This is a genomic window from Actinopolyspora alba (genome assembly GCF_900112765.1).
GTDB classification, from domain to species: domain Bacteria; phylum Actinomycetota; class Actinomycetes; order Mycobacteriales; family Pseudonocardiaceae; genus Actinopolyspora; species Actinopolyspora alba.
In genome coordinates this window covers 26,899-49,195 of record NZ_FOMZ01000004.1, presented here as the reverse complement: position 1 = coordinate 49,195, position 22,297 = coordinate 26,899, and the positions used below count along the sequence as shown (strand labels likewise).

The 22,297-nt window shown below is 68.6% G+C and carries 23 protein-coding genes, 2 tRNA genes and 1 pseudogene; 14 read left to right on the top strand and 12 right to left on the bottom strand.

The window, feature by feature from the left end:
* The 7 genes and pseudogenes from BM150_RS06620 to pknB form a co-directional block, all read left to right on the top strand.
* The coding region (locus tag BM150_RS06620) for an FHA domain-containing protein (protein ID WP_139219476.1) at positions 1 to 591 on the top strand (591 nt) is incomplete at its 5' end.
* A gap of 52 nt (positions 592 to 643) precedes the next feature.
* Positions 644 to 1,108, top strand: coding sequence for an FHA domain-containing protein FhaB/FipA (locus tag BM150_RS06615; RefSeq protein ID WP_092925187.1), 465 nt, complete (start codon positions 644 to 646; stop codon positions 1,106 to 1,108).
* The gene (locus BM150_RS06610; RefSeq protein ID WP_092925185.1) at positions 1,105 to 2,613 is read left to right on the top strand and encodes a PP2C family protein-serine/threonine phosphatase; all 1,509 of its coding nucleotides are present in this window, start codon (positions 1,105 to 1,107) and stop codon (positions 2,611 to 2,613) included. The genes BM150_RS06615 and BM150_RS06610 overlap by 4 nt, the downstream gene beginning before the upstream one ends.
* Entirely contained in the window at positions 2,613 to 4,076 is a 1,464-nt protein-coding gene (locus BM150_RS06605) for an FtsW/RodA/SpoVE family cell cycle protein (RefSeq protein WP_092925183.1), read from the top strand. Before BM150_RS06610 ends, BM150_RS06605 begins: the two co-directional genes overlap by 1 nt.
* Complete coding sequence (locus BM150_RS06600; protein ID WP_092925182.1) at positions 4,073 to 5,536, top strand: peptidoglycan D,D-transpeptidase FtsI family protein; 1,464 nt, start codon at positions 4,073 to 4,075, stop codon at positions 5,534 to 5,536. Before BM150_RS06605 ends, BM150_RS06600 begins: the two co-directional genes overlap by 4 nt.
* 3 nt (positions 5,537 to 5,539) lie before the next feature.
* Positions 5,540 to 6,401: pseudogene (locus BM150_RS25230) on the top strand (serine/threonine-protein kinase); the annotation flags it as partial.
* Positions 6,402 to 7,320: 919 nt separating this feature from the next.
* Complete coding sequence (gene pknB, locus BM150_RS06590; protein ID WP_092925178.1) at positions 7,321 to 9,300, top strand: Stk1 family PASTA domain-containing Ser/Thr kinase; 1,980 nt, start codon at positions 7,321 to 7,323, stop codon at positions 9,298 to 9,300.
* Between the two features lie 127 nt (positions 9,301 to 9,427).
* Here pknB and BM150_RS06585 read toward each other — a convergent pair whose 3' ends face one another.
* Positions 9,428 to 10,069 (bottom strand): aminodeoxychorismate/anthranilate synthase component II, encoded by a 642-nt coding sequence (locus BM150_RS06585; protein ID WP_092925176.1) that lies wholly within the window; start codon positions 10,067 to 10,069, stop codon positions 9,428 to 9,430.
* A 228-nt stretch (positions 10,070 to 10,297) separates the two neighbouring features.
* On the opposite strand from BM150_RS06585, the gene BM150_RS06580 reads away from it, so the two are divergent.
* Positions 10,298 to 11,674, top strand: a complete 1,377-nt coding sequence (locus BM150_RS06580) for a TrkH family potassium uptake protein (protein ID WP_092925174.1) — start codon at positions 10,298 to 10,300, stop codon at positions 11,672 to 11,674.
* Between the two features lie 28 nt (positions 11,675 to 11,702).
* Positions 11,703 to 12,341 (top strand): NAD-binding protein, encoded by a 639-nt coding sequence (locus BM150_RS06575; RefSeq protein WP_092925172.1) that lies wholly within the window; start codon positions 11,703 to 11,705, stop codon positions 12,339 to 12,341.
* 283 nt (positions 12,342 to 12,624) lie between these two features.
* Here the strand turns inward: BM150_RS06575 and BM150_RS24045 are convergent, their stop codons facing one another.
* The gene (locus BM150_RS24045; protein ID WP_092925170.1) at positions 12,625 to 12,780 is read right to left on the bottom strand and encodes a hypothetical protein; all 156 of its coding nucleotides are present in this window, start codon (positions 12,778 to 12,780) and stop codon (positions 12,625 to 12,627) included.
* A gap of 28 nt (positions 12,781 to 12,808) precedes the next feature.
* Positions 12,809 to 13,636 carry a class E sortase gene (locus tag BM150_RS06565; protein ID WP_092925168.1) on the bottom strand — a complete coding sequence of 276 codons (828 nt, stop codon included), beginning with the start codon at positions 13,634 to 13,636 and terminating at the stop codon, positions 12,809 to 12,811.
* Between the two features lie 263 nt (positions 13,637 to 13,899).
* On the opposite strand from BM150_RS06565, the gene crgA reads away from it, so the two are divergent.
* On the top strand, positions 13,900 to 14,166 hold the full coding sequence (gene crgA / locus BM150_RS06560; protein WP_092627966.1) for a cell division protein CrgA: 267 nt from the start codon (positions 13,900 to 13,902) through the stop codon (positions 14,164 to 14,166).
* 88 nt (positions 14,167 to 14,254) lie between these two features.
* A complete protein-coding gene (locus tag BM150_RS06555; protein WP_092925166.1) occupies positions 14,255 to 14,722 on the top strand; it encodes a PH domain-containing protein in 468 nt (155 codons plus the stop codon).
* 145 nt (positions 14,723 to 14,867) lie between these two features.
* On the opposite strand, the gene BM150_RS06550 is transcribed toward BM150_RS06555, so the two are convergent.
* Together BM150_RS06550 and BM150_RS06545 are read right to left on the bottom strand one after the other, a co-directional pair.
* Positions 14,868 to 15,791, bottom strand: a complete 924-nt coding sequence (locus tag BM150_RS06550) for a rhomboid family intramembrane serine protease (protein ID WP_217641413.1) — start codon at positions 15,789 to 15,791, stop codon at positions 14,868 to 14,870.
* Between the two features lie 57 nt (positions 15,792 to 15,848).
* Positions 15,849 to 16,412, bottom strand: a complete 564-nt coding sequence (locus tag BM150_RS06545) for a peptidylprolyl isomerase (RefSeq protein WP_175496715.1) — start codon at positions 16,410 to 16,412, stop codon at positions 15,849 to 15,851.
* Between the two features lie 206 nt (positions 16,413 to 16,618).
* Between BM150_RS06545 and BM150_RS06540 the strand changes: the two genes are divergently transcribed.
* From BM150_RS06540 to BM150_RS06530, 3 genes are all read left to right on the top strand, one after another.
* Positions 16,619 to 17,179 (top strand): hypothetical protein, encoded by a 561-nt coding sequence (locus BM150_RS06540; RefSeq protein ID WP_092925164.1) that lies wholly within the window; start codon positions 16,619 to 16,621, stop codon positions 17,177 to 17,179.
* A gap of 122 nt (positions 17,180 to 17,301) precedes the next feature.
* Entirely contained in the window at positions 17,302 to 17,955 is a 654-nt protein-coding gene (locus BM150_RS06535) for an SRPBCC family protein (protein WP_175496714.1), read from the top strand.
* 259 nt (positions 17,956 to 18,214) lie between these two features.
* Positions 18,215 to 18,475 carry a hypothetical protein gene (locus BM150_RS06530; RefSeq protein WP_092925160.1) on the top strand — a complete coding sequence of 87 codons (261 nt, stop codon included), beginning with the start codon at positions 18,215 to 18,217 and terminating at the stop codon, positions 18,473 to 18,475.
* Positions 18,476 to 18,789: 314 nt separating this feature from the next.
* Here the strand turns inward: BM150_RS06530 and BM150_RS06525 are convergent, their stop codons facing one another.
* From BM150_RS06525 to BM150_RS06500, 7 genes are all read right to left on the bottom strand, one after another.
* Complete coding sequence (locus tag BM150_RS06525; RefSeq protein ID WP_092925158.1) at positions 18,790 to 19,422, bottom strand: class I SAM-dependent methyltransferase; 633 nt, start codon at positions 19,420 to 19,422, stop codon at positions 18,790 to 18,792.
* A gap of 228 nt (positions 19,423 to 19,650) precedes the next feature.
* Complete coding sequence (locus BM150_RS06520; RefSeq protein WP_092925156.1) at positions 19,651 to 20,019, bottom strand: hypothetical protein; 369 nt, start codon at positions 20,017 to 20,019, stop codon at positions 19,651 to 19,653.
* Between the two features lie 132 nt (positions 20,020 to 20,151).
* Complete coding sequence (locus BM150_RS06515) at positions 20,152 to 20,541, bottom strand: VOC family protein (RefSeq protein ID WP_092925154.1); 390 nt, start codon at positions 20,539 to 20,541, stop codon at positions 20,152 to 20,154.
* Positions 20,542 to 20,818: 277 nt separating this feature from the next.
* A tRNA-Ala gene (locus tag BM150_RS06510) sits at positions 20,819 to 20,894 on the bottom strand.
* 98 nt (positions 20,895 to 20,992) lie between these two features.
* Positions 20,993 to 21,109 (bottom strand): DLW-39 family protein, encoded by a 117-nt coding sequence (locus BM150_RS24420; protein WP_130468691.1) that lies wholly within the window; start codon positions 21,107 to 21,109, stop codon positions 20,993 to 20,995.
* Between the two features lie 66 nt (positions 21,110 to 21,175).
* Positions 21,176 to 21,249: transfer RNA gene (locus BM150_RS06505), tRNA-Ile, on the bottom strand.
* Positions 21,250 to 21,389: 140 nt separating this feature from the next.
* Positions 21,390 to 22,178, bottom strand: a complete 789-nt coding sequence (locus tag BM150_RS06500) for a DUF3566 domain-containing protein (RefSeq protein WP_425427410.1) — start codon at positions 22,176 to 22,178, stop codon at positions 21,390 to 21,392.
* Between the last annotated feature and the right edge of the window lie 119 nt (positions 22,179 to 22,297).

The following is a 22,297-nucleotide window of genomic DNA, read 5'->3' as shown; positions in this document are numbered from 1 at the left end:
GACCAGGGCTACGGTCAGCCCGGCGGCGGATACCCCCAGTCCGGCGGTTTCCCCGACCAGGGCTACGGCCAACAACCCCCCGGCTACGGCCAACCCCCCGGCTACGAGCAGGCCTACGCACAACCCCCCGGCTACGGGCAGCCGGGTGGCGGATACCCGCAGTCCGGTGGGTTCCCCGACCAGGGCTACGGCCAGCCCGGATACGACCAGGGCTACGGCCAGCAGCCCCCCGGCTACGGCCAACCCGGGTACCCACCGCCGGGAGCGCCGGGCGGTTATCCGCCGGACGCGGCTCCCAGGCAGTTGACCGCCACCCTCCAGCTCGACGACGGTTCCAACCGCTCGTACACCCTGCAGCACGGCAGCAACGTGATCGGGCGTGGCCAGGAAGGCCAGTTCCGACTGCCGGACACGGGGGTCTCCCGCAAGCACATCGAGATCCAGTGGGACGGTCAGGCGGCGATGCTCGCCGACCTGGGGTCGACGAACGGCACCACGGTCAACGGCACGCCGGTGCAGACCTGGCAGCTGGCCGATGGCGACGTCATTCGCGTCGGTCACTCGTCCCTGGTTTTCCGGGCTCAGGGCTGAGTCCTGCCCTACCAGCACGAGCCGACCAGCAAGCTAGGAGCGTCCCCAACAAGTGTCCGAGCTGGTGATTCAGCTGACCAGAGCAGGGTTTCTCGCCCTGCTCTGGTTGTTCGTACTCGTAGCGCTGCGTGTGGTGCGCTCCGACCTGCAGTCGGCTTCCGGACTGCGCATGTCGGTTCCGGGAGCGGGCAAGAAGTCCGGCAAGCAGTCACGCCCGAAAACGAAGTCACCACGGCAGCTCGTGGTCACCGGAGGGGCGCTGTCGGGAACCCGAATAACACTGGAGGGGCGTCCCATAATGATCGGTCGCGCCGATGACTCCACACTCGTCCTGGACGACGACTATGCTTCGACCCGACACGCGAAGCTGTCGATACGGGGCCAGGACTGGTACGTGGAAGATCTGGGCTCCACCAACGGCACATACCTCGATCGGACGAAGGTTACGGGGCCGACCAAGGTCCCGCTCGGAGCTCCGATCAAAATCGGCAAAACGGTGATCGAGCTGCGCTCATGACCCTCGTCCTGCACTACGCGGCCCGCAGTGATCGCGGCCTGGTCCGTTCCAACAACCAGGACTCGGTCTACGCCGGCCCCAGACTTCTCGCCCTCGCGGACGGCATGGGCGGCCACGCCGCCGGCGAGGTGGCAAGCAAGGTCGTCATAGCGGCGTTGTCCGCGCTCGACGACGACGAACCCGGTGACGACCTGCTGGGCCAGCTGCACGAAGCGATGCTGTCCGGCAACAACGCGATCTCGGAACTGGTCGCCAGCGACCCGGATCTGGACGGCATGGGCACCACGCTGACGGCCATGCTGTTCGCGGGAAGCAAACTCGGCCTGGTCCACATCGGTGACTCCCGGGCGTACCAGGTGCGCAACGGCGAGCTCTCCCAGATCACGCACGACGACACCTTCGTGCAGTCGCTGATCGACGAGGGAAGGATCACCGAGGAGGAGGCCGCCAACCACCCGCAGCGCTCGTTGCTGCTGCGCGCGCTGACCGGCCACGAGGTTGAACCCAGCCTCGCGGTGCGGGAAGCCAGAGCGGGCGATCGCTACCTGCTGTGCTCGGACGGTCTGTCCAGTGTGGTCAGCGAGGAGACGATAGCCGAGGCACTCGGGATATCCGATCCCCAGCAGTCCGCCGACCGGCTGATCGAGCTCGCCCTCAAGGGCGGTGGGCCGGACAACGTCACCGTGATCGTCGCCGACGTCGTCGACGTCGAATTCGGCGACGACGCGCCGATAGTCGCCGGAGCGGCCGGGTTCGACGACCAGGATCCCCGTCCACAGCCCGACTCCGCCGCGGCTCGCGCCTCGGCTGCCACCCGGAGCCGGCCGGCGCCGCAACAGCAGGAGTTCACGGCCCCACCCCCCGACCCACCACGCCGGAGACGCTGGTTACGAGGAATGCTCGTCGGCTTCGGCGTGCTGGTGGTGCTTGCGGGGCTGGTCTTCGCGGGGCGCTGGTGGCTGTTCAACCAGTACTACATCGGGGTGAACGGCTCCCAGAAAGTCGCGATCTTCCAGGGTGTGCAGGGCAGTGTGCTGGGGATGAGCATGCACCGGCAGCTGGAGCTGTCCTGCCCTCCCGGCGCGGCGGAGGGATGCACACCGATCGAGGTACAGGATCTCAAGGAAGCCCAGCGCGCCGACGTGCGCGACGGGATAACGCAGGTTTCCGATCTCGACGAGGCGCGGGAGACGATCCACCGACTGCGCCTGAGCGCGCTGCTGCCGATCTGCGACGACACGGAGCGGAACTCCGAGAACAACAGCCAGGGCGACACCGGCAACGACGGTTCCGGCAGCGGCAACACCCGTAACAACGGTTCCGGCAACGACGACGGAGAGCGGTCCCCCGCCACCGGCGCCTCCGCGCGGAACGATCCCGCCGACTCCAGCACCGGGCCGAGCGCGACGAACCAGAACTCGCAGCCCTCGCAGTCGTCCAGCGAAGGAACACCGCTGAGTTCTCCCGAGCAGGAACCGGGTGTCAACTGCCGGACGGTGAGTTGATGGCGGCCACCTCGACCAACCCGGACAACCGCGAGGCCCCGGGAGGACCGGGCAAGGGGACAGGCGCCGCGACCACCACACCGACCCGACGCGGTACGGAACTGGTGCTGCTGGCATTCGCCGCCGTGATCGTCACCTGCGCACTCACACTCGTCAATCTCAACCTGGAATCACAGCCCCCGAGCCAGATCCTCTACTACGGGCTGGCGTTCCTCGCGCTGTTCGGACTGGCACACCTGGCGGTGCGCCGTTGGGCCCCCTACGCCGATCCGCTGATCCTGCCGCTGGTCGCGTTCCTCAACGGGCTCGGCCTGGTGCTGATCCACCGGATAGACATCGGCAACGCCGCCGAGGCCGAACGCGCCGGAGACGCCTTCAGCCCCGCGGCGCCCTCGCAGGTGCTCTACACCGCGCTCGGTCTGGTGCTGCTGGCGCTGGTGCTGGTGTTCGTCAGGGACCACCGCACGCTGGCCAAGTACAGCTACACCTGCGGCCTGGTGGGCCTGGTGGCGTTGGCGCTGCCCGCCGTGCTGCCCAGCGTGATCGCGCCGAACATCAACGGGGCCAAGCTTTGGATCAAGCTCGGTCCGCTGTCGTTCCAGCCCGCCGAGCTGGCCAAGATCCTGCTGCTGATCTTCTTCGCCTCCTTCCTGGTGTCGAAGCGGGAGCTGTTCACCACGGCGGGACGCAGATTCCTCGGCATCGACCTCCCTCGCGCGCGGGATCTGGCTCCGGTGCTGGTCGCGTGGGCGGCCTCGATCGGGATCGTGGTGCTGGAACGCGATCTGGGGACCTCGCTGCTGTTCTTCGGCATCGTGCTGGTGATGATCTACATCGCCACCGAGCGGGCGGTGTGGATCGCGATCGGGATCTCGCTGTTCGCGGCTGGTTGCCTGGCCGCCTACTCGCTGTTCGGCCACGTGCAGCAGCGGGTCGACGCGTGGCTGAATCCCATGACCAGCGACTCCGGCTACCAGCTGAGCGAAGCGCTGTTCGGCATGGCCACCGGTGGCATCGGCGGTTCCGGCCTCGGCGGCGGACGTCCCGCGATCGTGCCCTACGCCAAGAACGACTTCATCCTCGCGGCCGCGGCCGAGGAGCTGGGGCTGCTCGGGCTCGCCGCGCTGCTGCTGGTGTACCTGTTGCTGACCGCGCGTGGGCTGCGGGCGGCGCTGGCGGTGCGGGACTCCTTCGGCAAGTTGCTGGCAGGCGGGCTGGGATTCGCGATGCTGCTGCAGGTCTTCGTCATCGCGGGCGGCGTGACCGGCCTGATCCCGCTGACGGGACTGACCACACCGTTCCTGGCGGCGGGTGGTTCGTCGCTGGTCGGCAACTACGTGCTGGTGGGACTGCTGCTTCGCATATCGGACGCCTCCAGACGCCCGCAGCAACCGAGTAAACCGCAGCCGCAACAGCCCCCGATCGCCGAAGCACATACCGAGCTGGTGGAGCGTCCACGATGAACAAGCCACTACGACGAGTGGCCATGGCCATGATGGCGATGATCGTGCTACTGCTGGCCAACGCTACTTATGTGCAGGTCATCAGGGCCGACGCGCTGCGCAACCACTCCGGCAACAGCAGAACGCTGTACCAGCAGTACTCCACGCCGCGCGGTCAGATCATCGCGAACGGCAAGCTGCTCGCCAGTTCCGAGGCCACCGACAGCGAACGGTTCAAGTACAAGCGCGAGTACGCCAACGGACCGGCCTTCGCACCCGCCACCGGCTACTTCTCGTTCGTCTACGGACGCGGCGGGATCGAGCGGGCCGAGAACGAGGTGCTCAGCGGTACCGCCGACTCGCTGGCGCTGAACCGGCTGCAGCGCATGTTCAGCGGCCAGAAGCAGCAGGGCGGCAACGTGGAGCTGACCCTGAACCCCGCCATGCAGCAGACCGCCTACGACCAGCTCGCGGGCAGCGGCGTGCGCGGTTCCGTGGTCGCGTTGAACCCGCAGGACGGCTCGATCCTGGCGATGGCCAACTCGCCCTCCTACGACCCGAACCGGCTGGCCAGCCTGTCATCGGACGAGCAGCAGAAGGCGTGGAACGAACTCAGCGAAGCACCTGACGACCCCCTGGTCGACCGGGCCACCTCGACGCTGTACCCGCCGGGCTCCACGTTCAAGCTGATCACCGCGGCCGCCGCGCTGGAGACCGGCAAGTACGACTACAACAGCGAGGTGACCGCGAAGTCTTCCATCAAGCTGCCGAAGGTCGACGCCCAGCTGCCCAACTACGGCGGCGCCACGTGCGGAACGATGCCCACGGCCCCGCTGTGGGAGGCGATGGCACGCTCGTGCAACACCGCCTTCGCCGAGGTCGCCGGTGACATCGGGGAGAAGAAGCTGCGGGAGACCGCGCGGAGCTTCGGGTTCGGCCAGGATCTCGACATCCCGATGGGCGTGGAACCGTCCTCGATCGGCGACATCGAGAACCAGGCGCAGCTCTACCAGAGCGGTATCGGGCAGTTCAACGTGCGCATGACCCCGATGCAGAACGCGATGGTGGCGGCGGCGATCGCCAACGACGGCAAGGTGATGAAGCCGCACCTGGTGGAGAAGACGCTGGCCCCGGACATGTCGGTGCTCGACCGCACCGACTCCGAGGAGCTGGGCCAGGCGGTCTCGCCCGATATCGCGCACACCATCCGGGACATGATGATCAAGGCCGAGCAGTACGCGGGCGACGAGGGCAAGATCAGCGGCGTGCAGATCGCCTCCAAGACCGGCACCGCCGAGCACGGCGAGGGCAAGGATCCGCACGGCTGGTACGTGGCCTTCGCACCGGCGGAGAACCCCCGGATCGCGGTCGCGGCCGTCGTGGAGGACGGCGGCAACGTGGGGGCGGACGCCACCGGCAGCAAGATCGCCGCACCGGTGGCGCGAGCCGTTATCCGCGCCGGCCTGCAGGGGGGTGGCTGACGGGTGCCCAACTCCGGCCAAACGCTCGCCGAGCGCTACCGGCTCGCCACGCGCATAGCCGTCGGCGGTATGGGCGAGGTGTGGCAGGCCGTGGACGTGCGGTTGGACCGCACGGTCGCGGTCAAGGTCCTCAAGCCCGAACTGTGCGGCGACGCCGAGTTCCTGCACCGGTTCCGCACCGAGGCACGCACCACTGCCTCGCTGAACCATCCGGGAATCGCCGCGGTGCACGACTACGGCGAGGCGGCGGCCGTCTCGGACGGACCGGAGGACACCGCCTACCTGGTGATGGAGCACGTCGAGGGCGAACCCCTCGCCGCCATTCTCGCCAGGGAGGGACGCATCACGGCCGAGCACACGCTGGAGATGCTCGAACAGGCCGGCAACGCGCTGCACGCCGCGCACGAACGCGGCTTGGTACATCGCGACGTCAAACCGGGAAACATCCTGGTCACACCGAACGGAACCATCAAGCTGACCGACTTCGGCATCGCCAAGGCAGCGGACGCGGCACCGGTGACCCGTTCGGGAATGGTGATGGGGACGGCGCACTACATCTCGCCCGAACAGGCTCTCGGCGGCGAGGCGACCCCGGCCAGCGATGTTTATTCGTTGGCGGTGGTGGGGTACGAGTGCCTGCGTGGCCACCGTCCCTTCCTCTCCGACAACGCCGTGACCGTCGCCATGATGCACATCCGCGACGTGGCGCAGCCGCTGCCGCCGGACGTTCCGCCGGGAGCCCGGGCCCTGATCGAAGCGACCCTGGTGAAGGACCCCCGCAGGCGTTACTCCGAGGGCGGCGAGTTCGCGAACGCGGTGGCCAGCGTGCGCGCGGGCAGACCCCTGCCCACCCCGGTGGCACTGACGGTTCCGCAGCAGCCGCCCCACACGTCCGGCCACGCTCCGGTACAGCAGTATCCGGGGCAGCCGACGACGGGACAGCCTGCGACGGGACAGGGGACAGCGGGCCAGGGTTCAACGGGACAGCACCCTCCCGTACCGCAACCGCCGCCCCCACAGCCACCGACCGGAGGCCAGCCACCCCACGGAGGACAGCAGAACGCCCCGCCGCCGACCGGGGGACACCTGACACCCACCACGTACGGCGCCAACCGACCACCGGGAAACCACCACGCGCCACCCGGGGGGACACCGCACCCGACGGGCAGCACCGTCCCCCCGGGTGTGATCCCGCCACAACCGGCACCACCCCCCGGCATCACGGGTGGCGGGAACAACGGCCCGGGGCACGTCCACCCACTTGGACATCCGGCATCGCGGCGCCTCCCGGGGCGACGGACCGCTCTGTTGGTGGTGCTCGGGGTGCTCGTGGTGCTGATACTGATCGCCGGTGGTTTCGCGTTGCTGCTGACGTACGATCGTTCGGCAGGCACGCGCGGCGCCGGACAGACCGCCCCGGAAGTCGCACCGAGTGTCCGCTCGGACGCCGACAGTCGTGTGAGATTGGCCGATTTCGCCTCTCCGGAGGCATTCAACGGCGGATCGATACGGCATCCTGAGGGACGGCTTTCGTCGATTCCGAGGCCGGTGGCGGAACGGGCGCCCGGCACGCGGGGAATCGACACACCGCGGCAGTACGCACTGCCACCGCGAATCGAAGGCACCGACACGATCTCGTCGATCGTGGACGAGACGCGTGGAGCCGGTAAGAACGAAGTCGGGGGAACCGCGCACCGCGCCCGGAACCGGTCGGCGACAGCCGTCACGACTTTCCGGGGCAACTTGATGGGACGCTCGTGGACACAGATCGGGACGACGCAGCGATGAGCTCACCGCGACTTCTCTCCAACCGCTACGAGATCGAGGACGCCCTCGGCTACGGGGGCATGTCCGAGGTACACCGTGGCCGTGACGTCCGGCTCAGCCGGGACGTCGCAGTGAAGGTGCTGCGCGCGGACCTCGCTCGGGATCCCACTTTCCAGTTGCGGTTCCGCAGGGAGGCACAGAACGCCGCCGCACTGAACCACCCGGCCATCGTCGCCGTCTACGACACCGGCGAGACCGACTCCGAGAACGGGCCGCTGCCGTACATCGTCATGGAGTACGTCAACGGCCGCACGCTTCGGGACATCGTCAAGACAGAGGGCCCCCTGGCACCGCGCCGCGCGATGGAGGTCATGGCCGACGCGTCCGCCGCGCTGGACTTCAGCCATCGGCACGGCATCGTGCACCGCGACGTGAAACCGGCCAACATCATGATCACCGACTCCGGCGCGGTGAAGGTGATGGACTTCGGGATCGCGCGGGCGGTGGCCGACGGGCAGGCGGCCGTCACGCAGACCGCCGCGGTCATCGGCACGGCGCAGTACCTCTCCCCCGAGCAGGCCCGCGGCGAGACCGTGGACGCCCGCAGCGACGTCTACGCGTCGGGCTGCGTGCTCTACGAGCTGCTGTGCGGGGAACCGCCGTTCACCGGTGACTCTCCGGTGGCCGTGGCCTACCAGCACGTCCGGGAACAGCCCGGCAAACCCTCCGACGTCAACCAGCAGGTCCCCGCCGAGCTGGACGCGGTGATCCTCAAGGCGCTGAGCAAGAACCCGGAGAACCGCTACGAGTCGGCGGCCGAGATGCGTACCGACCTGGTGCGGGTGCTCTCCGGTCAGCGCCCCAGGGCGCCGCTGGTGATGTCCGAGGAGGAGCAGAACGAACTCACCGCCGGAGAGACCGAAACCACCCGGGTGAGCAACGAACGCGAGCCCCGCACGGCGGCGGCTATGCCGCCGGACTACGACGGCGACGACGAGGATTACGACCGCAGACGGCGCAGGCGGTGGACGATCGGGTTGGTCACCGCCGCCTGCGTGGCGGTGTTCGCCCTGCTGGCCGGGCTGGCTCTGGTGATGTTCAACGGCGGCGGTTCCGAGGGGCCGAAACAGCTCCGGCTGAATGATCTGACCGGGATGGAGGTTTCGGAGGCCAAGCGGGAGATCAAGGCTGCCGGGTTCGAGAACGTCTCGTACCCGACTAGGGCGTCCTCCGCCAGCAGAGAGGGCACCATCATCGACCAGACTCCCGGGGCCGGGATGTACCCGCCCGACCAGAGGATAGAGCTGATTAAGGGGACCGGCCCCGACTCGGTGAAGGTCCCCGACCTGCGCGGGATGACGATCAGAGAGGCCCGGGCCGCGCTGGAGCAGAAGAACCTGGAGCTCGGGACCCGGCAGGAACGGGAAGTGCAGGACCAGTCGGACGTCGGCAAGATCATCGAACAGGACACCACCGGCCGGACCGAAGAGGACAGCGCGATCAACGTCGTGGTGGGCAAGGCCATCCCGAAGCAGCCGTTGTCCGACGTGACCGGGCTCCAGGTCCAAAAGGCCAAACAACTCCTGAGTTCGGCGGGCTTCGACGTTTCGACCGAGGAGGTCGCCTCGGCCGAGGACCAGGGCACCGTGGTCAGCCAGAACCCCTCCGGCGGGTCGAGCGTGGCCAAGGGCACCGAGGTCACGCTCTCCGTCTCGGACGGCTCGCAGATGTCGATGCCGGACCTGATCGGTTTCGACGAGTCCGAGGCCAAGTCCGCGCTGCGCGAGGCGGGCTTCAAGGGCACGGTCAGGACCGGCGAGAAGGCCGTTTCGGAATCCGCCAAGGAGGACACGGTGGTGGCCACCTCCCCCTCGGCCGGATCGAAGCTGGACCGCAACGGTGAGGTGACGCTGCGGATCGGCGTCGAGCGGAGCGAGGAGAATCCCTCCGGCACACCGTCCACGGATCCTCCCGGGGGAGGAGGCATCTTCGACTGAGCGTCGCGGCCCCGGCGCCCGTAATGAGTGGGAGCCACCGTCCCGGACGAATCGCACACGTCCGGGACCGGGCAACGCCCGTGACGTCTCGTGTCAGGCCCACCCAGGTGCGGGGCCCGGCGGAGGGTCAGCGCAGCGCGTTCGCGGCGAGTTCCCGCATGCCGCGTTCCAGCTTCTCGACCAGGTCCCAGTCCGGCGCGTACCCGGCGAGGTCCATCCAGTTGGCCAGCATGCGGTGCCCGCCCTCGGTCAGCACCGACTCGGGGTGGAACTGCACGCCCTCCAACGGCAACTCACGGTGCCGTAGCCCCATCACCACCCCGTCGGCGGTGCGTGCGGTGACGTCGAGCTCAGCGGGCACGCTGTCCGGGCGCAGTGTCAACGAGTGGTAGCGAGTCGCCACGAGCGGATGCGGCAACCCGGCGAACACACCGACTTCGCCGTGCTCGATCTCGCTGGTCTTGCCGTGCAGCAGCTCCGGTGCCCGCTCGACGACGCCCCCCAGCGCGGCCCCCAAGGCCTGGTGGCCGAGGCACACCCCCAGCAGCGGCCTGCTCTCGCGCACGCAGCCGGTGACGAGCTCCAGGGAACGCCCGGCACCCTCGGGTTTGCCCGGCCCGGGACTGAGCAGTACACCGTCGGACCATCGGACGTCCTCGTCGGTCACGACGTCGTTGCGACGAACCACGCACTCCACCCCGAGCTGAGCGAGGTACTGCACGAGGTTGTAAACGAAGCTGTCGTAGTTGTCGACCACCAGAACCCGCACGCCGGTCAGCCTACTTCGCCGGTCCCGTGCACGGCGAGCCCCGGGAGGACTCCGTCCCGGGGCGTGTCACCCGAATCACCCGATTCGCCCGCTGTACTGCGAAGACGCGGCGGGTCGCTCGTGATGGGCGAGGACGATGCGATAGCCTCCGCGTCTCGTGGACACGCCTAGCTCCTCGGCGCCGGGACCAGCGGTGGCGCCGTGACGACCAGCGGGAGACCGAACGGGATGCTGACCGCCGTGGTACGGCGGCCGGCGGCGTTGCTGCGACTGTTCCTCCGGGCCAGTCACCCGGCCAGGATGGTGGTCATCGGCTTCGCACTGGCCGTGCTCGTGGGAGCCGGACTGCTGATGCTGCCGCTCTCGACGGAGCAGGGCGGCACGACGGACTGGGTGACCGCACTGTTCACCGCGACCTCCGCGGTGTGCGTGACCGGCCTGGTGGTGGTCGACACCGCCGCGCACTGGTCCACCTTCGGCGAGGTGGTGATCCTCGGGCTCATCCAGGTGGGTGGCCTCGGCATCATGACGCTGGCGTCCCTGCTGGGCATGCTCGTGGTGCGCAGGCTGGGACTGCGAATGCGCCGCAGCGCCCAGACCGAGACGAAGAGCCTCGGCCTCGGTGATGTCCGCTCGGTGATCGCGGGAGTGATCACGCTGAGCCTCGCGATGGAGGCGATCACCGCGCTCGCGCTGACCCTCCGGTTCGTGCTCGGGTACGGCCAGCCGTGGGGGGAGGGCGCCTACTTCGGGGTGTTCCACGCCGTCTCCGCGTTCAACAACGCCGGATTCGCGCTGTATCCCGACAGCCTGCAGCGCTACGCCACCGATCCGCTGGTGTGCCTGCCGGTGCTGTTCGCCGTCGTGGTCGGCGGACTGGGGTTCCCGGTGCTGTTCGAGATCGGCCGCAGACTGCGCGGCAAACGACGCCGCTGGTCGCTGCACGCGCGGGTGACGCTGCTGGCCTACTCCGCACTGCTGCTGGTCGGCGTGCTGGCCTTCGGCGTGTTCGAGTGGAACAATCCGGAGACCCTGGGGCCGCTGAGCGTCGGGGGCAAACTGCTGGTCGGACTGTTCCACGGGACGACCCCGCGCACCGCGGGATTCACCACAGTGGACATCGGCGAGATCAACCCGACCACGATGCTGGTCAACGACGTGCTCATGTTCGTCGGCGGCGGCAGCGCGGGCACCGCTGGCGGTATCAAGGTCACCACCTTCGCGCTGCTGGCGTTCGTGATATTCACCGAGGTGCGGGGCGAAGCACAGGTACACGTGCTGGGGCGCAAACTACCGGTGGGGCTGCAGCGCCAGGCGCTTACCGTGGTGCTGGTGGCGGTGGGCATGGTGTTCACCGCGACGCTGCTGCTGCTCGTCATCACCCCCTTCGAACTGGACGTGACCCTGTTCGAATCGATCTCGGCCTTCGGCACCGTCGGTCTTTCCACCGGCATCACCGAACAGCTGCCGCGAGCGGGTGAGCTCGTACTGATCGTGCTGATGTTCACCGGCAGGCTGGGCCCGATCACCATGGCCTCCGCTCTGGCGTTGCGGGAGCGTGGCCGCCGTTACGACTTGCCGGAGGAGCGACCGATCGTTGGGTAGACAGAATCACGGTGCACGCCCGTCCCGCGTGGTGGTGATCGGACTGGGCCGCTTCGGCGGTTCACTCGCGATGGAGCTCGTCGAGGGCGGTTCGGAGGTACTCGCGCTGGACAACCGGCCCTACCTGGTCCAGCAGTTCTCGGATGTGGTCACCCACGCCGCGGTGGCCGACACCACCGACCCCGAGGTGCTGCGCCAACTCGACGTGCCCGACTTCCGGCGTGCCGTGGTGGCGATCGGGGACGACCTGGAGGCCAGCATCCTGACCACCTCGCTGCTGGCCGACTTCGAGATCCCCCACATCTGGGCGAAGGCGATCAGCAGGCAGCACGGCCGCATCCTCGAACGGGTCGGGGCCCACCGGGTCGTCCTACCGGAGCACGACATGGGTGAACGGGTGGCGCACCTGGTGACCGGCCGGATGCTGGACTACATCCAGTTCGAGGACGACTACGCGATCGTCAAGACCCGCGCCCCGGCGGTAGCGGTGGAACGCCCGCTGAGCGAGACCAAGGTGCGCAGCAAGTACGGGGTGACCGTGGTGGGGATCAAGCGCCCCGGTGAGGGGTTCACCTACGCCACGCAGGAAACCGTGCTGCACCACGGCGACATCCTGATCGTGTCCGGACGGTCCAGCGACGTCGAGCGGTTCGCCGACCTCACTTGACGGAAGCCTGAGCACCCAGGCTTGGCAGGGTGGTCACCTCGCGGAACCTCTCGGTGGGCTCTCGCTCCGGGAGACCCGACATCGGGTAGTTAACACAACGTCGGGCCTTCCGCGCGAGAGCCCGCCGAGAGAACCCGCGGTCGGTACCGCTGCGAGGGCGGTGGGAGCTCGGCCCGCGTCGAAGCCGCCCGGCGATTTCGCGAGAAATCGACGCCGGGGTGGGAGTGGTTCGGCACCGGGAACGCGGGCCGGAATGGGTGGGGCCACTGAGTCCCGCGAGGGTTCATTCCAGGGTGGGGTCGCCGAACGGCAGCAGCGGCTCGACCGCGGGAAAGACCACGAACAGCAGCAGCGCGATCACCCCGACCACCAGCAGCAGCGCCGTTACCGCCCGCACCGCGAGCGGCCCGGGAAGCCGGCGCCAGATCCATGCGTACATTCCACAACCCGCTCTCGTGTCGCGGTGCTCAGCCGCCCAGTTCCGGTGGCCGGAGATCCGGCCGGTCCGCCACCTTCGGATAACGCTTGGTCAGTACGCCGTGCACGATCATCCGCTTCTCGGCCGAGTAGCGCGGATGGCAGGTGGTGAGCGTGATCAGCCTGCTGCGCCACTGCTCCGGCACCGTCCCACGGGACACGCCGGGCACGGGGTGGATGACCTCGCGGCGTTGTGGCTCGACGATGTTCCTGCCGAAGACCTCGCGGTAGGGCCCCCCGATCGGTGCCGCACCGGCACAGCGTTCCGGAGCGGCTTCCGGGGCCCAGTCGGCGGCCTCGCCCCGCAGCGGGAGCACGCGGTAGACGTACCACTCGGTGGCCGTTTCGACGACCATCGCGTCGCAGGAGCCGAGCCGGTCGAGATCCCCGAACGGGGCCATGCGTCCGGAGCGGTGTCCGGCCAGGGCGAAGTTGCCCCGCTCCCCGGGAAGCGCCGTACCGGTGTAGTGCCCCGGTCCGGCGGCCAGGGTGTCCTGGTCGGTGCCCTCCAGGACGGTGAACGGGAAGCCCGAGTCGAGGGCCGGCACGTAGAGCCGGGCGAAGCCACGCCCGGGGATGGGCTCCGGTGCCCGATCCTCGGGGGAGACCTCCCGCCAGCGGTCACGCAACCGCTGCGTGGCATCGGCCTGCTGGCGTGCCGAGAACCAGCTGGTCACCTGCACCTCGTAGAACACGAAGAGCAGCACCACCAGCCCCAGTGTGATGAGCCCCTCCCCGAAGCCGCGCAGCACCGCGCGCGGCCGACCCGGCCGTCGCTCCGGCGGCGGTGCCTGCGGCGGCGTGTCGAGACTCACCATGACGCCCTCCCCGATCCCGATCGAGGGATATCGACAGCAGCATACGGGTTGTTCGGAAAATCGGGACATTGCGTTAACGTGTGAGTGGAGACAAGTCGCCTCGGGGCGGTTCGCCCGCAGCCGGTCGCCGGGCACCGACGGTGCCGGTCCGGTCGAACGTGCGGATCACCTCGCTGGGCGGCGTGTGGAACGTGTCGAGGAAGGTCCGTCTCACCGGGCGAGCAGCACGGTCGGGGCGGCCGAACCCACCTGGCGAGGACACCATGCCCAAGTCAAAGGTCCGCAAGAAGACCTCCTCACCCCCGCCAGTAGATCGCCGCACACCGGTGAAGGCGAAGTCAGCCGGACCCTCCCACCCCATCTACGTCGGCGTGATGCTCGGCATGATGGTGCTGGGCCTGCTGTGGCTGGTGGTCAACTATCTGGCGGGCCCCAAGATCCCGTTCATGGCCGATCTCGGGCCGTGGAACTTCGCCGTCGGCTTCGGATTCATGATCATCGGGTTGTTGATGACCATGAAATGGCGGTGAGAGCTGTCTGGGCCGGGACGCCGAATAACACGAATGTAAGTCATCCCCATGTGGACAACTCCTGTGGACAACTTCGTTCGGATAGCCGTTGAGCTGCGATGACGACTCCGGCGTTCCCGGCGCGGCGCGATCCCGAATCTGGTCCACACCGGTAGGCGCACTGGTGCTCTGCTGGGTGGTGGCCGTGGGACTGGTACCCGTGGTGTGGCTGGCCGGGAGCAGCCTCGACCGCGTCTTCCTCGGCGCCGCCCTGGCGGTGCTCGTGGTGGTCGCGGGATGTCTGACCTACCTGCGCCCCAGGCTCCGTGCCGACCCCGACGGGATAACCGTGCGCACGCTCGGTGGCAGCCACCGCTGGCCCTGGGCACGGCTCTCGCACCGCGTCACCACCAGCAGCCGGTTCGGTCGCACCGTACCGGTGCTGGAGATCGAGGTTCCCGAAGCGGATCTGACCGGTGGACTGCTGCTGTTGGGGCGGTTCGATCTGGGCGCGGAACCGGCCGAGGTGGCCGAGGATCTCGAAGCACTGCGGGACCGGGGAACGCTGCAGAGCTGAGGAACGCTGCGGCGCTGAGGATTCCACGGCTGATGTCACCGACATCCGACACCGCGCTCCCAGCACTCCCGAAGCGACGCTCGGCGCCCACGAACTCACACGGCTCCCGCCACGGGTGAGTCCCGTGCGGGGACGGGAGTCCGGATCAGTTCGTCCGCACGCAGAACTGCCTGCCCTGCAGCACGTCGCACACCGTGCCGCCGAGCATCACGTCGCGGGTGAACATCGCGGCCACGATCACCAGGAACACCGCGACCAGCCCGCCGGCCTGCCAGCGGTTGCGGCGCGCGGCGGGCGCGTAAAGCAGCGCGGCGGTGGACAGCGCACCCAGCACGAGTCCACCGAGGTGCCCGAACAGCGAGATGTTCGGGATGGTGATGGTTAGCACCACGTTGAGCCCGATCACCAGCAGGATGGGCCTTATGTTCAGCTTCAGGCGCCATGCGGCCACGGCCAGCCCACCGAACAGCCCGTACAACGCGGCCGAGGCACCGGCCGTCCGCGTGAACGGCGCGTCGAACAGGAAGACGAACATGCTGCCACCGAGCAGCGAGAGCAGGTAGACGGCGGCGAACCGGAGCCTGCCGAGCAACAACTCCAGATCACGACCGACCACCCACAGCGCGATCATGTTGATCAGCAGGTGAATCAGCCCGAAGTGCAGGAAGCCCGAGGTGAAAACCCGCCACCACTGGTCCCCCGCCACCTGTGCGGGCATCAACCACCACGCCTGGAACAGCGGGGCGGAGCTGTTGGCGGCGGCCGAACCGGCCTGGACCGCGGTGAGCACGTAGAGCAGCACGTTCACCGCGATCAACCCGGGAACCAACACGGGTTTGCTGCGCAGCGGAGCCCCCGCCACGGTCACCGGTTGGCGAACACCGCGCTGTCCCTGCTTGACGCAGTCCACGCAGTGCTGCCCCACCGAGGCGTCCCGCAGGCACTCCGGGCAAGCGGGGCGCCCGCAGCGCGTGCAGCTCAGCCCGGTCTGCCGGTCCGGGTGACGCGGACACGTCGGCATGTCCTGGGGACTGTTCGGGTCCCCGGCCTGTCCGGGTGGAACGTTCACCTCGATCCCCGCTCCACGTGCGAGGCGCGCGGCCGGCACCGGCCGCGTCGCCACGGCTCAGGCTTCGGCGGTCTCGCCACGTTCGATGGTCACCTTCTCGATGACGATGTCGTTGACAGGACGATCGCCCTGACCGGTGGCGGTGTTGGCGATCTCGTCCACCACGTTACGCGACTCCTGGTCGGCGACCTCGCCGAAAATGGTGTGCTTGTAGTTCAACCACGTGGTCGGCGCGACCGAGATGAAGAACTGCGAACCGTTGGTGTTCGGCCCCGCGTTGGCCATGGCCAACAGGTACGGCCGGTTGAACTGCAACTCGGGGTGGAACTCGTCGGAGAACTGGTAGCCGGGGCCGCCACGACCGGTACCGGTCGGATCCCCGGTCTGGATCATGAAACCGTCGATGACCCGGTGAAAGATCACACCGTCGTAGAACGGACCGGACCGTTCACCCCGCGCGTTGGGCTCCGTGTAGTCCGCGGTCCCCTCCGCGAGCCCGACGAAGTTGGACACGGTCTTTGGAGCCTGGTTCGGGAACAACTCGACTCGAATGTTGCCCTGCGTAGTATGCAGGGTCGCGGTCACCGTCGTTCCCACGAGCGATCCGTTGTCTGCCACCACCTCATCCTCGCATCGACGAGCGTACGAACCGCCACAGGGTGCAGTATGGGGTTTGATCGTCAAGGAGTGCGCGGTACCCGGTGAGCGTGAAGCGAGCACCGGGTCCACAGCCCGCTGATCACGGCGGCGACCCCGCGAAGGCCGGACGACCAGCGGTGCCACCCGGGCGAGGAGTCCGGCAGGGCCCAGGAATAGGAGGCAACAGCATGGACGAGGTCAAAGCGATGTCCCGCGCCGGCGAGAACGTGGGCAGGGCCGTCGGCACCGGAGTGAAGGGCGCCAAGCACGGTGCGGTCAAGGCCCGCACCGTGGGGTCGAAGGTGTCCAAGCAGGCCGCGGCACTGGCCGAACAGGAACTGGCCGCACGCGGCATCTCCACGGACGACCTGCAGGAACGCATCGCGCAGCGGGCCACCGGAATGTCCCGCAAGGAACTCGCCAAACGCGGCAAGAAGGCCCGCAAGGCGTGGGACAAGCGGACCGCCAAACAGCGCAAGCAGCTCGCCAAGAGCGCCGAGGTCGCGCGCAAGGAGCTCGCCGGTCGGATCGATCCGGGCAAGCCCAAGCGGCGCAAGTGGCCGTGGGTGGTGCTGATCCTCGCCGGAACCGCGGCAGCGGCGGCCGCCGCCCTCTCGCGCCGTCCCGAGGAACTGCCGATCGACGACGGGCAGTTCCCCCCGAACGAGCCGCAGGGCCAGAGCCCCGCGTCGACCGAGAACGGACAGGTTTCGGACAAGCAGCCGCACCAGGGGTCGCAGAATCACTGACCGAAGGTGAACGACAGCGGATGTGGGGGCCGGTGGATCTCGTACCGGCCCCCGCTTCCCGCACCGGCCCTCATGCCGAGAGCTCCGGGCGATTTGTCGGGGTGACTTGGCAGAGTACGCGCATGGCCGAGCCCGAGATCGACACGCGCTTCGAGCTGCACGCCGCCGTACACGTCCGCGCCGCTCCCCACACCGTCTACGACACCGTCAGCGATATCACCCGCATGGGCGAGTGGAGCCCCGAGAACACCGGTGGGGAATGGCTCACCGACCCACCCGGACAACCCGGCGCCCGCTTCCGCGGCCACAACAGGGGCGAGCAACGCGACTGGACCACCGAGTGCGAGGTCCTGGAGGCCGACCGGCCCCGCCTGTTCTCGTGGGGCGTCCACAGCAGCGTGCACGCGGCCGACACTTCGACCTGGTCGTTCGAGATCACCCCCGCCGAGAGCGGTTGTCTGCTGACCCAGCGGTACTTGATGAGTGAACTCCGCCACGGGCTGCGGGTGCAGCTCGCAGAGCTCTCCGAACAACAGGCGACGCTGTTCCTGGCCCGCCGCAGGTCACGACTGGAGGGCGGGATGCGTCACACCGTCCGCGCCGTGAAGCGAACCGTCGAGCAGGCACACGGCCTCGCCACGGCCGACCGAAGCACCCCGGCACGACGTCCCGTGCGGAGCCACGACGCCCCGTGCGGGGCGGAGACCGGGCTGTCCGACGTACCGACGGGCTCTCCGGCGAACCGGCCGCGACGCGGCTTCCCGAACCGGTCATAACGACCGGGTAGCGGAACGAAATCGGACGGATCTAGTCACGTCACGAGCGGGCGGGCCATGCGTCCCACGGACAACGGACGGCAACGGGGAGCCCCGCCGCCGAGGGCACGCGTCCGTGAACACCGCCCGGTCATCGGCGCTCACGGGGGAGGGACCGGGCGGTGCACCGGGGCCCGAACCGGGGAAGTTCGGGCCCCTCCCCACAACGACGACAACGCGACGACCGAGCCGAACGATCCGGAGAACAGGAGAGGAAACGATGTCCGACAACCTCACGAACGAGACGATGAACCCGATCTTCGCCGAACTGGCCCGCGAACTGTCCGATCCGATCGACTCCGAGATCGCCGTTTCCGAGCCGCCCGAGTTCGCGGACCTGCTGGTCGACTCGGCGCTCAGCGGCAGGCACCGCGACAGCGAGGAGGGCGGGACCGACGCCGTCGACACCGAGTCGGGCGGAACGGGCCGGTCGGATGTGGCGGTGCTGCAGACCGCCGGTCGGCACGCCCAGTCGAATTGAGCCCGTTCGGTACGCGTCCGGACCGACGGGCGTGGCGGGTTCATCGAGCGCGGGCTCGGCGAGTCCCGGGTCCGATGACTCACGGTTCGGCCGGCCCGCTTTCGACCGGGGAAACCTACCGGGCGTACCGCCGCGTCCACGGATCCGGCTGCGGTTCGATTCGGCCGGAGCGGCCGAATCGAACCGCAGCCGCTCCTGAGCGGACATGCGCTCGGAGTCCTGTTCGGGACCCCCTACCGCTTCCCCGGTTCGCGGGTCACGGCCGGCCCGCCGTCACCCCGAGCCGCTCGGCCTCCGCGGCGTGATGTCCGGTGTCACGGCGTGGACTTGCGGGCGACCAGACGCTCCACCACGCCGAGCTTGAACCTCTCGTGCCGCTGCAGCTCGAAACCGGCCGCGCGGACCAGCTCGATCGGACGACGCCGGAAGTGCTCCCCGGCGAGCGGAACCATGACCAGATCCAGCAGTCGCTGCGCCACCCGCACCGGCCGGGAGGTACTCACCACGTGGTCGGCCAACAACAGCAGCCCACCCGGCTTGAGCACACGGTCCATCTCGGAGAACGCGGCACGGACGTCGGGAACCGCGCACAACGAGAAGGTGCAGAGGACCGTGTCGAACGAGGAATCCGGGAAGGCCAATCGCTGCGCGTCACCGATGCCGAGTTCCACCGAACGCCCCGAGCTCTCGGCACGACGGCGCGCCTGGTCGAGCATCCCCGTGCTGATGTCCACCCCCGTCAACCGAATCCCGTCCGGATACCGGTCGAGGTTGAGCCCGGTGCCGATGGCCACCTCCAGCACCTCCCCCTCGGCCAGCCCGCACAACCACTGCCTGGTGTCACCGAAGAAGTGGCGCTCGATGCGCGCCATCTGCCGGTCGTAGCTCGGGGACTGCCGATCCCAGTGCCGCCGGGACCGCTCGAGTTTCGTTGCCTTCGTCCGCATTTCCCACCTGTGCTTCCCGCTTCGGCGCCTGTCGACCGGAGACGACATTCAAGTTACTCCCGAACGGCGGCGGCGTGCCGTTTCCGGAATTCGCGAGGCACCGAGGCACCCGAGGCGGTCACCGGCGAGGTGCCGCTCCCGTGCGCATGCGGAGCGACGTGCGTCACACGGAAACCCGGCTTCGTCCAACTCGGCGTGTCCACCGGACACGGACACACGGCGGGAATCTCAGCGGGTGGTTCGACGCTTCGCCACCCGATCCCGCCGAGCCGCGACCAACAGCGGCACCAACCCGGCGACGAAGAGCACGAGGAACACCGGGAGCGGCCACCAGCCGACCTCGGCCGTCCGCGTGGTGCGCCACTGGACGGCACACAGCGGCAGCAGCGCCATTCCCAGAGCGGCGTTGAGCACCAGGACCGCCTTTGCCTGCCGCGCCGCCGAGGCCCGGGTGGTGGGGCGCTTGACCGCGCCGGTGCGAGTGGCGGACGGCAGCTCGGGACACACCGTCGTCCCCCAAGCACTCGTGCCGACCAGGAGCACGAGACTCGGCACCAACCACGGCCACGGGAACCGTGGCCCGGTCTCCGGGGACATCGCGCATCACCTCGCTGAACCGTCCCGCCGCGGAACACCCCCGCACGGGACCGTGCGGGCAGTCGTGAAATCTCGTCGAGCTCAGCGAGACCCACCGCACGAAGAAACGGCCGCGCCGGGCACGCAGCGCTGTCAGAGCGGGTTGAGACGGGCCTTGAGCAAGCAGAACTCGTTGCCCTCGGGGTCGGCGAGGACGGTCCACTGCTCCTCGCCGGTCTGGCCGATGTCGGCCGGGCGTGCCCCGAGCTCGCGGAGGCGTGCGAGTTCGGCGTTCTGATCGCGATCAGTGGGGTTGAGGTCGATGTGCAGCCGAGATTTCCCCTGGTCCGGCTCGCTCCCGCTTCGCAGGATGATCGTCGGCTGCGGGCCGCCGAACCCTTCGCGCGGCCCGATCTCGATGGCGTAGTCCTCCCCGGCGTATTCGCGACCGAGCTCCACGAAGTCCAGGACCTCGCACCAGAACCTCGCCAGCACCTCGGGATCGCGGCAATCGAGCACGAGCTCACCGATACGACACGCCATCGACGAAACCTACTTTCGGCGCGGGAACCGCCGGGCGGCCACGCGCGGACCTCTCGGGCTCCCACCTTGGGAACCGCTCGAGATCGTAATGGGCGACCCGAACGGGCGCGAAGGGTTTTTCGAATCCGCGACCGACCGCGCGACGCACGTGACCGCGAGGTTTCAGCGGCTCCCGCTGCCGGGGAGTTCCGCTCGACGACGTGTCCCGAGCGTGCCCCGGACGGATCACACGGCGGAACACGAAAAAAGGACCAGGCCACATGACCTGGTCCTTCGTTGGTGGAGACGAGGGGAATCGAACCCCTAACCCCCGCCTTGCAAAAGCGGTGCTCTGCCGATTGAGCTACGTCCCCTCGCAGCGCCGAAGCACTGCCCACGGCCCGCGGACAACGTTGCCCGATCGGTGGTGTCGTAGTGAGACACCCCGAAGCGCGGCCGAACCGCGGTTCGCTCAGACCTCCGCGGTAGCCTCACGCCACAGGTCGGCCTCCGCCTTGGCCGCGGTCTTGCGACGCACGACGAACAGGACGGCACCGGCAACAGCAGCGAGAACGAGCAGCTTCTTCACTTCGGACGCCTCCTACTACGAACGTGTGCCGCCGCCGCGATAATCGCAGCGGCGGCACGTGTCACGTGGGCCTAGGAGGACTTGAACCTCCGACCTCTTCGTTATCAGCAAAGCGCTCTAACCGACTGAGCTATAGGCCCTGCGTGCGGTTATAGATACTACACACCCACGCGATCGTCTTCCAAAGGGGGGTCCCCTTCACCGCCCCGAGTGACGACCGCCCCCGGAGCGGACTCCCGGAACCCCAGGTCAACCGGGGAACCGGGAGTCAAGCGAAACCTCACTCCCGCTCGGAAAGGGTCACCTCGACCCCACCGACGAAGTCCGCCGCCACGTTGTAGATGAACCCGGCAACGGTGGCCAGGGCGGTGAACAGCACGATGTTGACCGCACCGATCATCGAGGCCACCGCGAACACCCGCACCGGGCTGATCAACGGCTGGCTCAACGAGTTCTCGGGCTGGGTCAGCTCGCTGAACGTCCCGTTGAGCTGCTCCCAGACCCCCATCCCGCCGAGCACCCCGTACAGCACCGCCACGGCGATCAACCACACGAAGAACAGCGTGACGCTGAGCATGAGTGCCAGCTTGAGCACCGACCACGGATCCACCCGCCGGATCTGCAGGCTCGCCCGCCGGGGGCCACGACTCGGCCGACGCGGCGCACCCTGGGTGGCCGCCCCACCGCGAGCGCCACCCCCCATGCCCAGCGAGATCCCCGCGCGGGCCGATTCCGCGGCACCGTCACCGGTGGAGTCCCCGGCGGACTGCGAACCGGCGGACTGGGAACCGGCGGACTGGGAGGCCGAACCCGCGGGATGCGGAATCCGGTGCGTTTCCTCCTCCTCGTATCCCGCCCCCGAGTCCGCGTCACGATGCCCGTCCGAGTCGTCCGAAACCTCCGCGGCGCCCGAGGAGGTGTCCGCCGAGGCGGCGGAAGTGCTCATCGAGCCACCCACTCGCTGCCAGGGAGGAGTGCCCCCGGAGCCGTCGGCCTCACTGCGGGAGCCCTTCGCGCCACCGGCCGAACCGTGCGAATCCCCACCGCTCTCGGCAGCGTCCGTGGACATCCCCTCGGAAACCGAGGTGGTCGCCTCCGCCGTCGTAGTGGTCGAGGTCGTTTCCTGCTCGCCGGTTGAACGGGACTCCGATTCCTGCGGCTTGTCCGAAGATGTCACGAGCGATCCTT

Bases quoted from the DNA above. Each gene is read 5' to 3' on its own strand.
- BM150_RS06520 (WP_092925156.1), bottom strand. From the start codon at position 20,019: ATGTCCCCGGAGACCGGGCCACGGTTCCCGTGGCCGTGGTTGGTGCCG.
- crgA (WP_092627966.1), top strand. From the start codon at position 13,900: ATGCCCAAGTCAAAGGTCCGCAAGAAGACCTCCTCACCCCCGCCAGTA.
- BM150_RS06500 (WP_425427410.1), bottom strand. From the start codon at position 22,178: ATGTCCACGGACGCTGCCGAGAGCGGTGGGGATTCGCACGGTTCGGCC.
- BM150_RS06565 (WP_092925168.1), bottom strand. From the start codon at position 13,636: ATGGTGAGTCTCGACACGCCGCCGCAGGCACCGCCGCCGGAGCGACGG.
- BM150_RS06600 (WP_092925182.1), top strand. From the start codon at position 4,073: ATGAACAAGCCACTACGACGAGTGGCCATGGCCATGATGGCGATGATC.
- BM150_RS06530 (WP_092925160.1), top strand. From the start codon at position 18,215: ATGTCCGACAACCTCACGAACGAGACGATGAACCCGATCTTCGCCGAA.
- BM150_RS06610 (WP_092925185.1), top strand. From the start codon at position 1,105: ATGACCCTCGTCCTGCACTACGCGGCCCGCAGTGATCGCGGCCTGGTC.
- BM150_RS06535 (WP_175496714.1), top strand. From the start codon at position 17,302: ATGGCCGAGCCCGAGATCGACACGCGCTTCGAGCTGCACGCCGCCGTA.
- pknB (WP_092925178.1), top strand. From the start codon at position 7,321: ATGAGCTCACCGCGACTTCTCTCCAACCGCTACGAGATCGAGGACGCC.
- BM150_RS06605 (WP_092925183.1), top strand. From the start codon at position 2,613: ATGGCGGCCACCTCGACCAACCCGGACAACCGCGAGGCCCCGGGAGGA.
- BM150_RS06525 (WP_092925158.1), bottom strand. From the start codon at position 19,422: ATGCGGACGAAGGCAACGAAACTCGAGCGGTCCCGGCGGCACTGGGAT.
- BM150_RS24045 (WP_092925170.1), bottom strand. From the start codon at position 12,780: ATGTACGCATGGATCTGGCGCCGGCTTCCCGGGCCGCTCGCGGTGCGG.
- BM150_RS06515 (WP_092925154.1), bottom strand. From the start codon at position 20,541: ATGGCGTGTCGTATCGGTGAGCTCGTGCTCGATTGCCGCGATCCCGAG.
- BM150_RS06540 (WP_092925164.1), top strand. From the start codon at position 16,619: ATGGACGAGGTCAAAGCGATGTCCCGCGCCGGCGAGAACGTGGGCAGG.
- BM150_RS06580 (WP_092925174.1), top strand. From the start codon at position 10,298: ATGCTGACCGCCGTGGTACGGCGGCCGGCGGCGTTGCTGCGACTGTTC.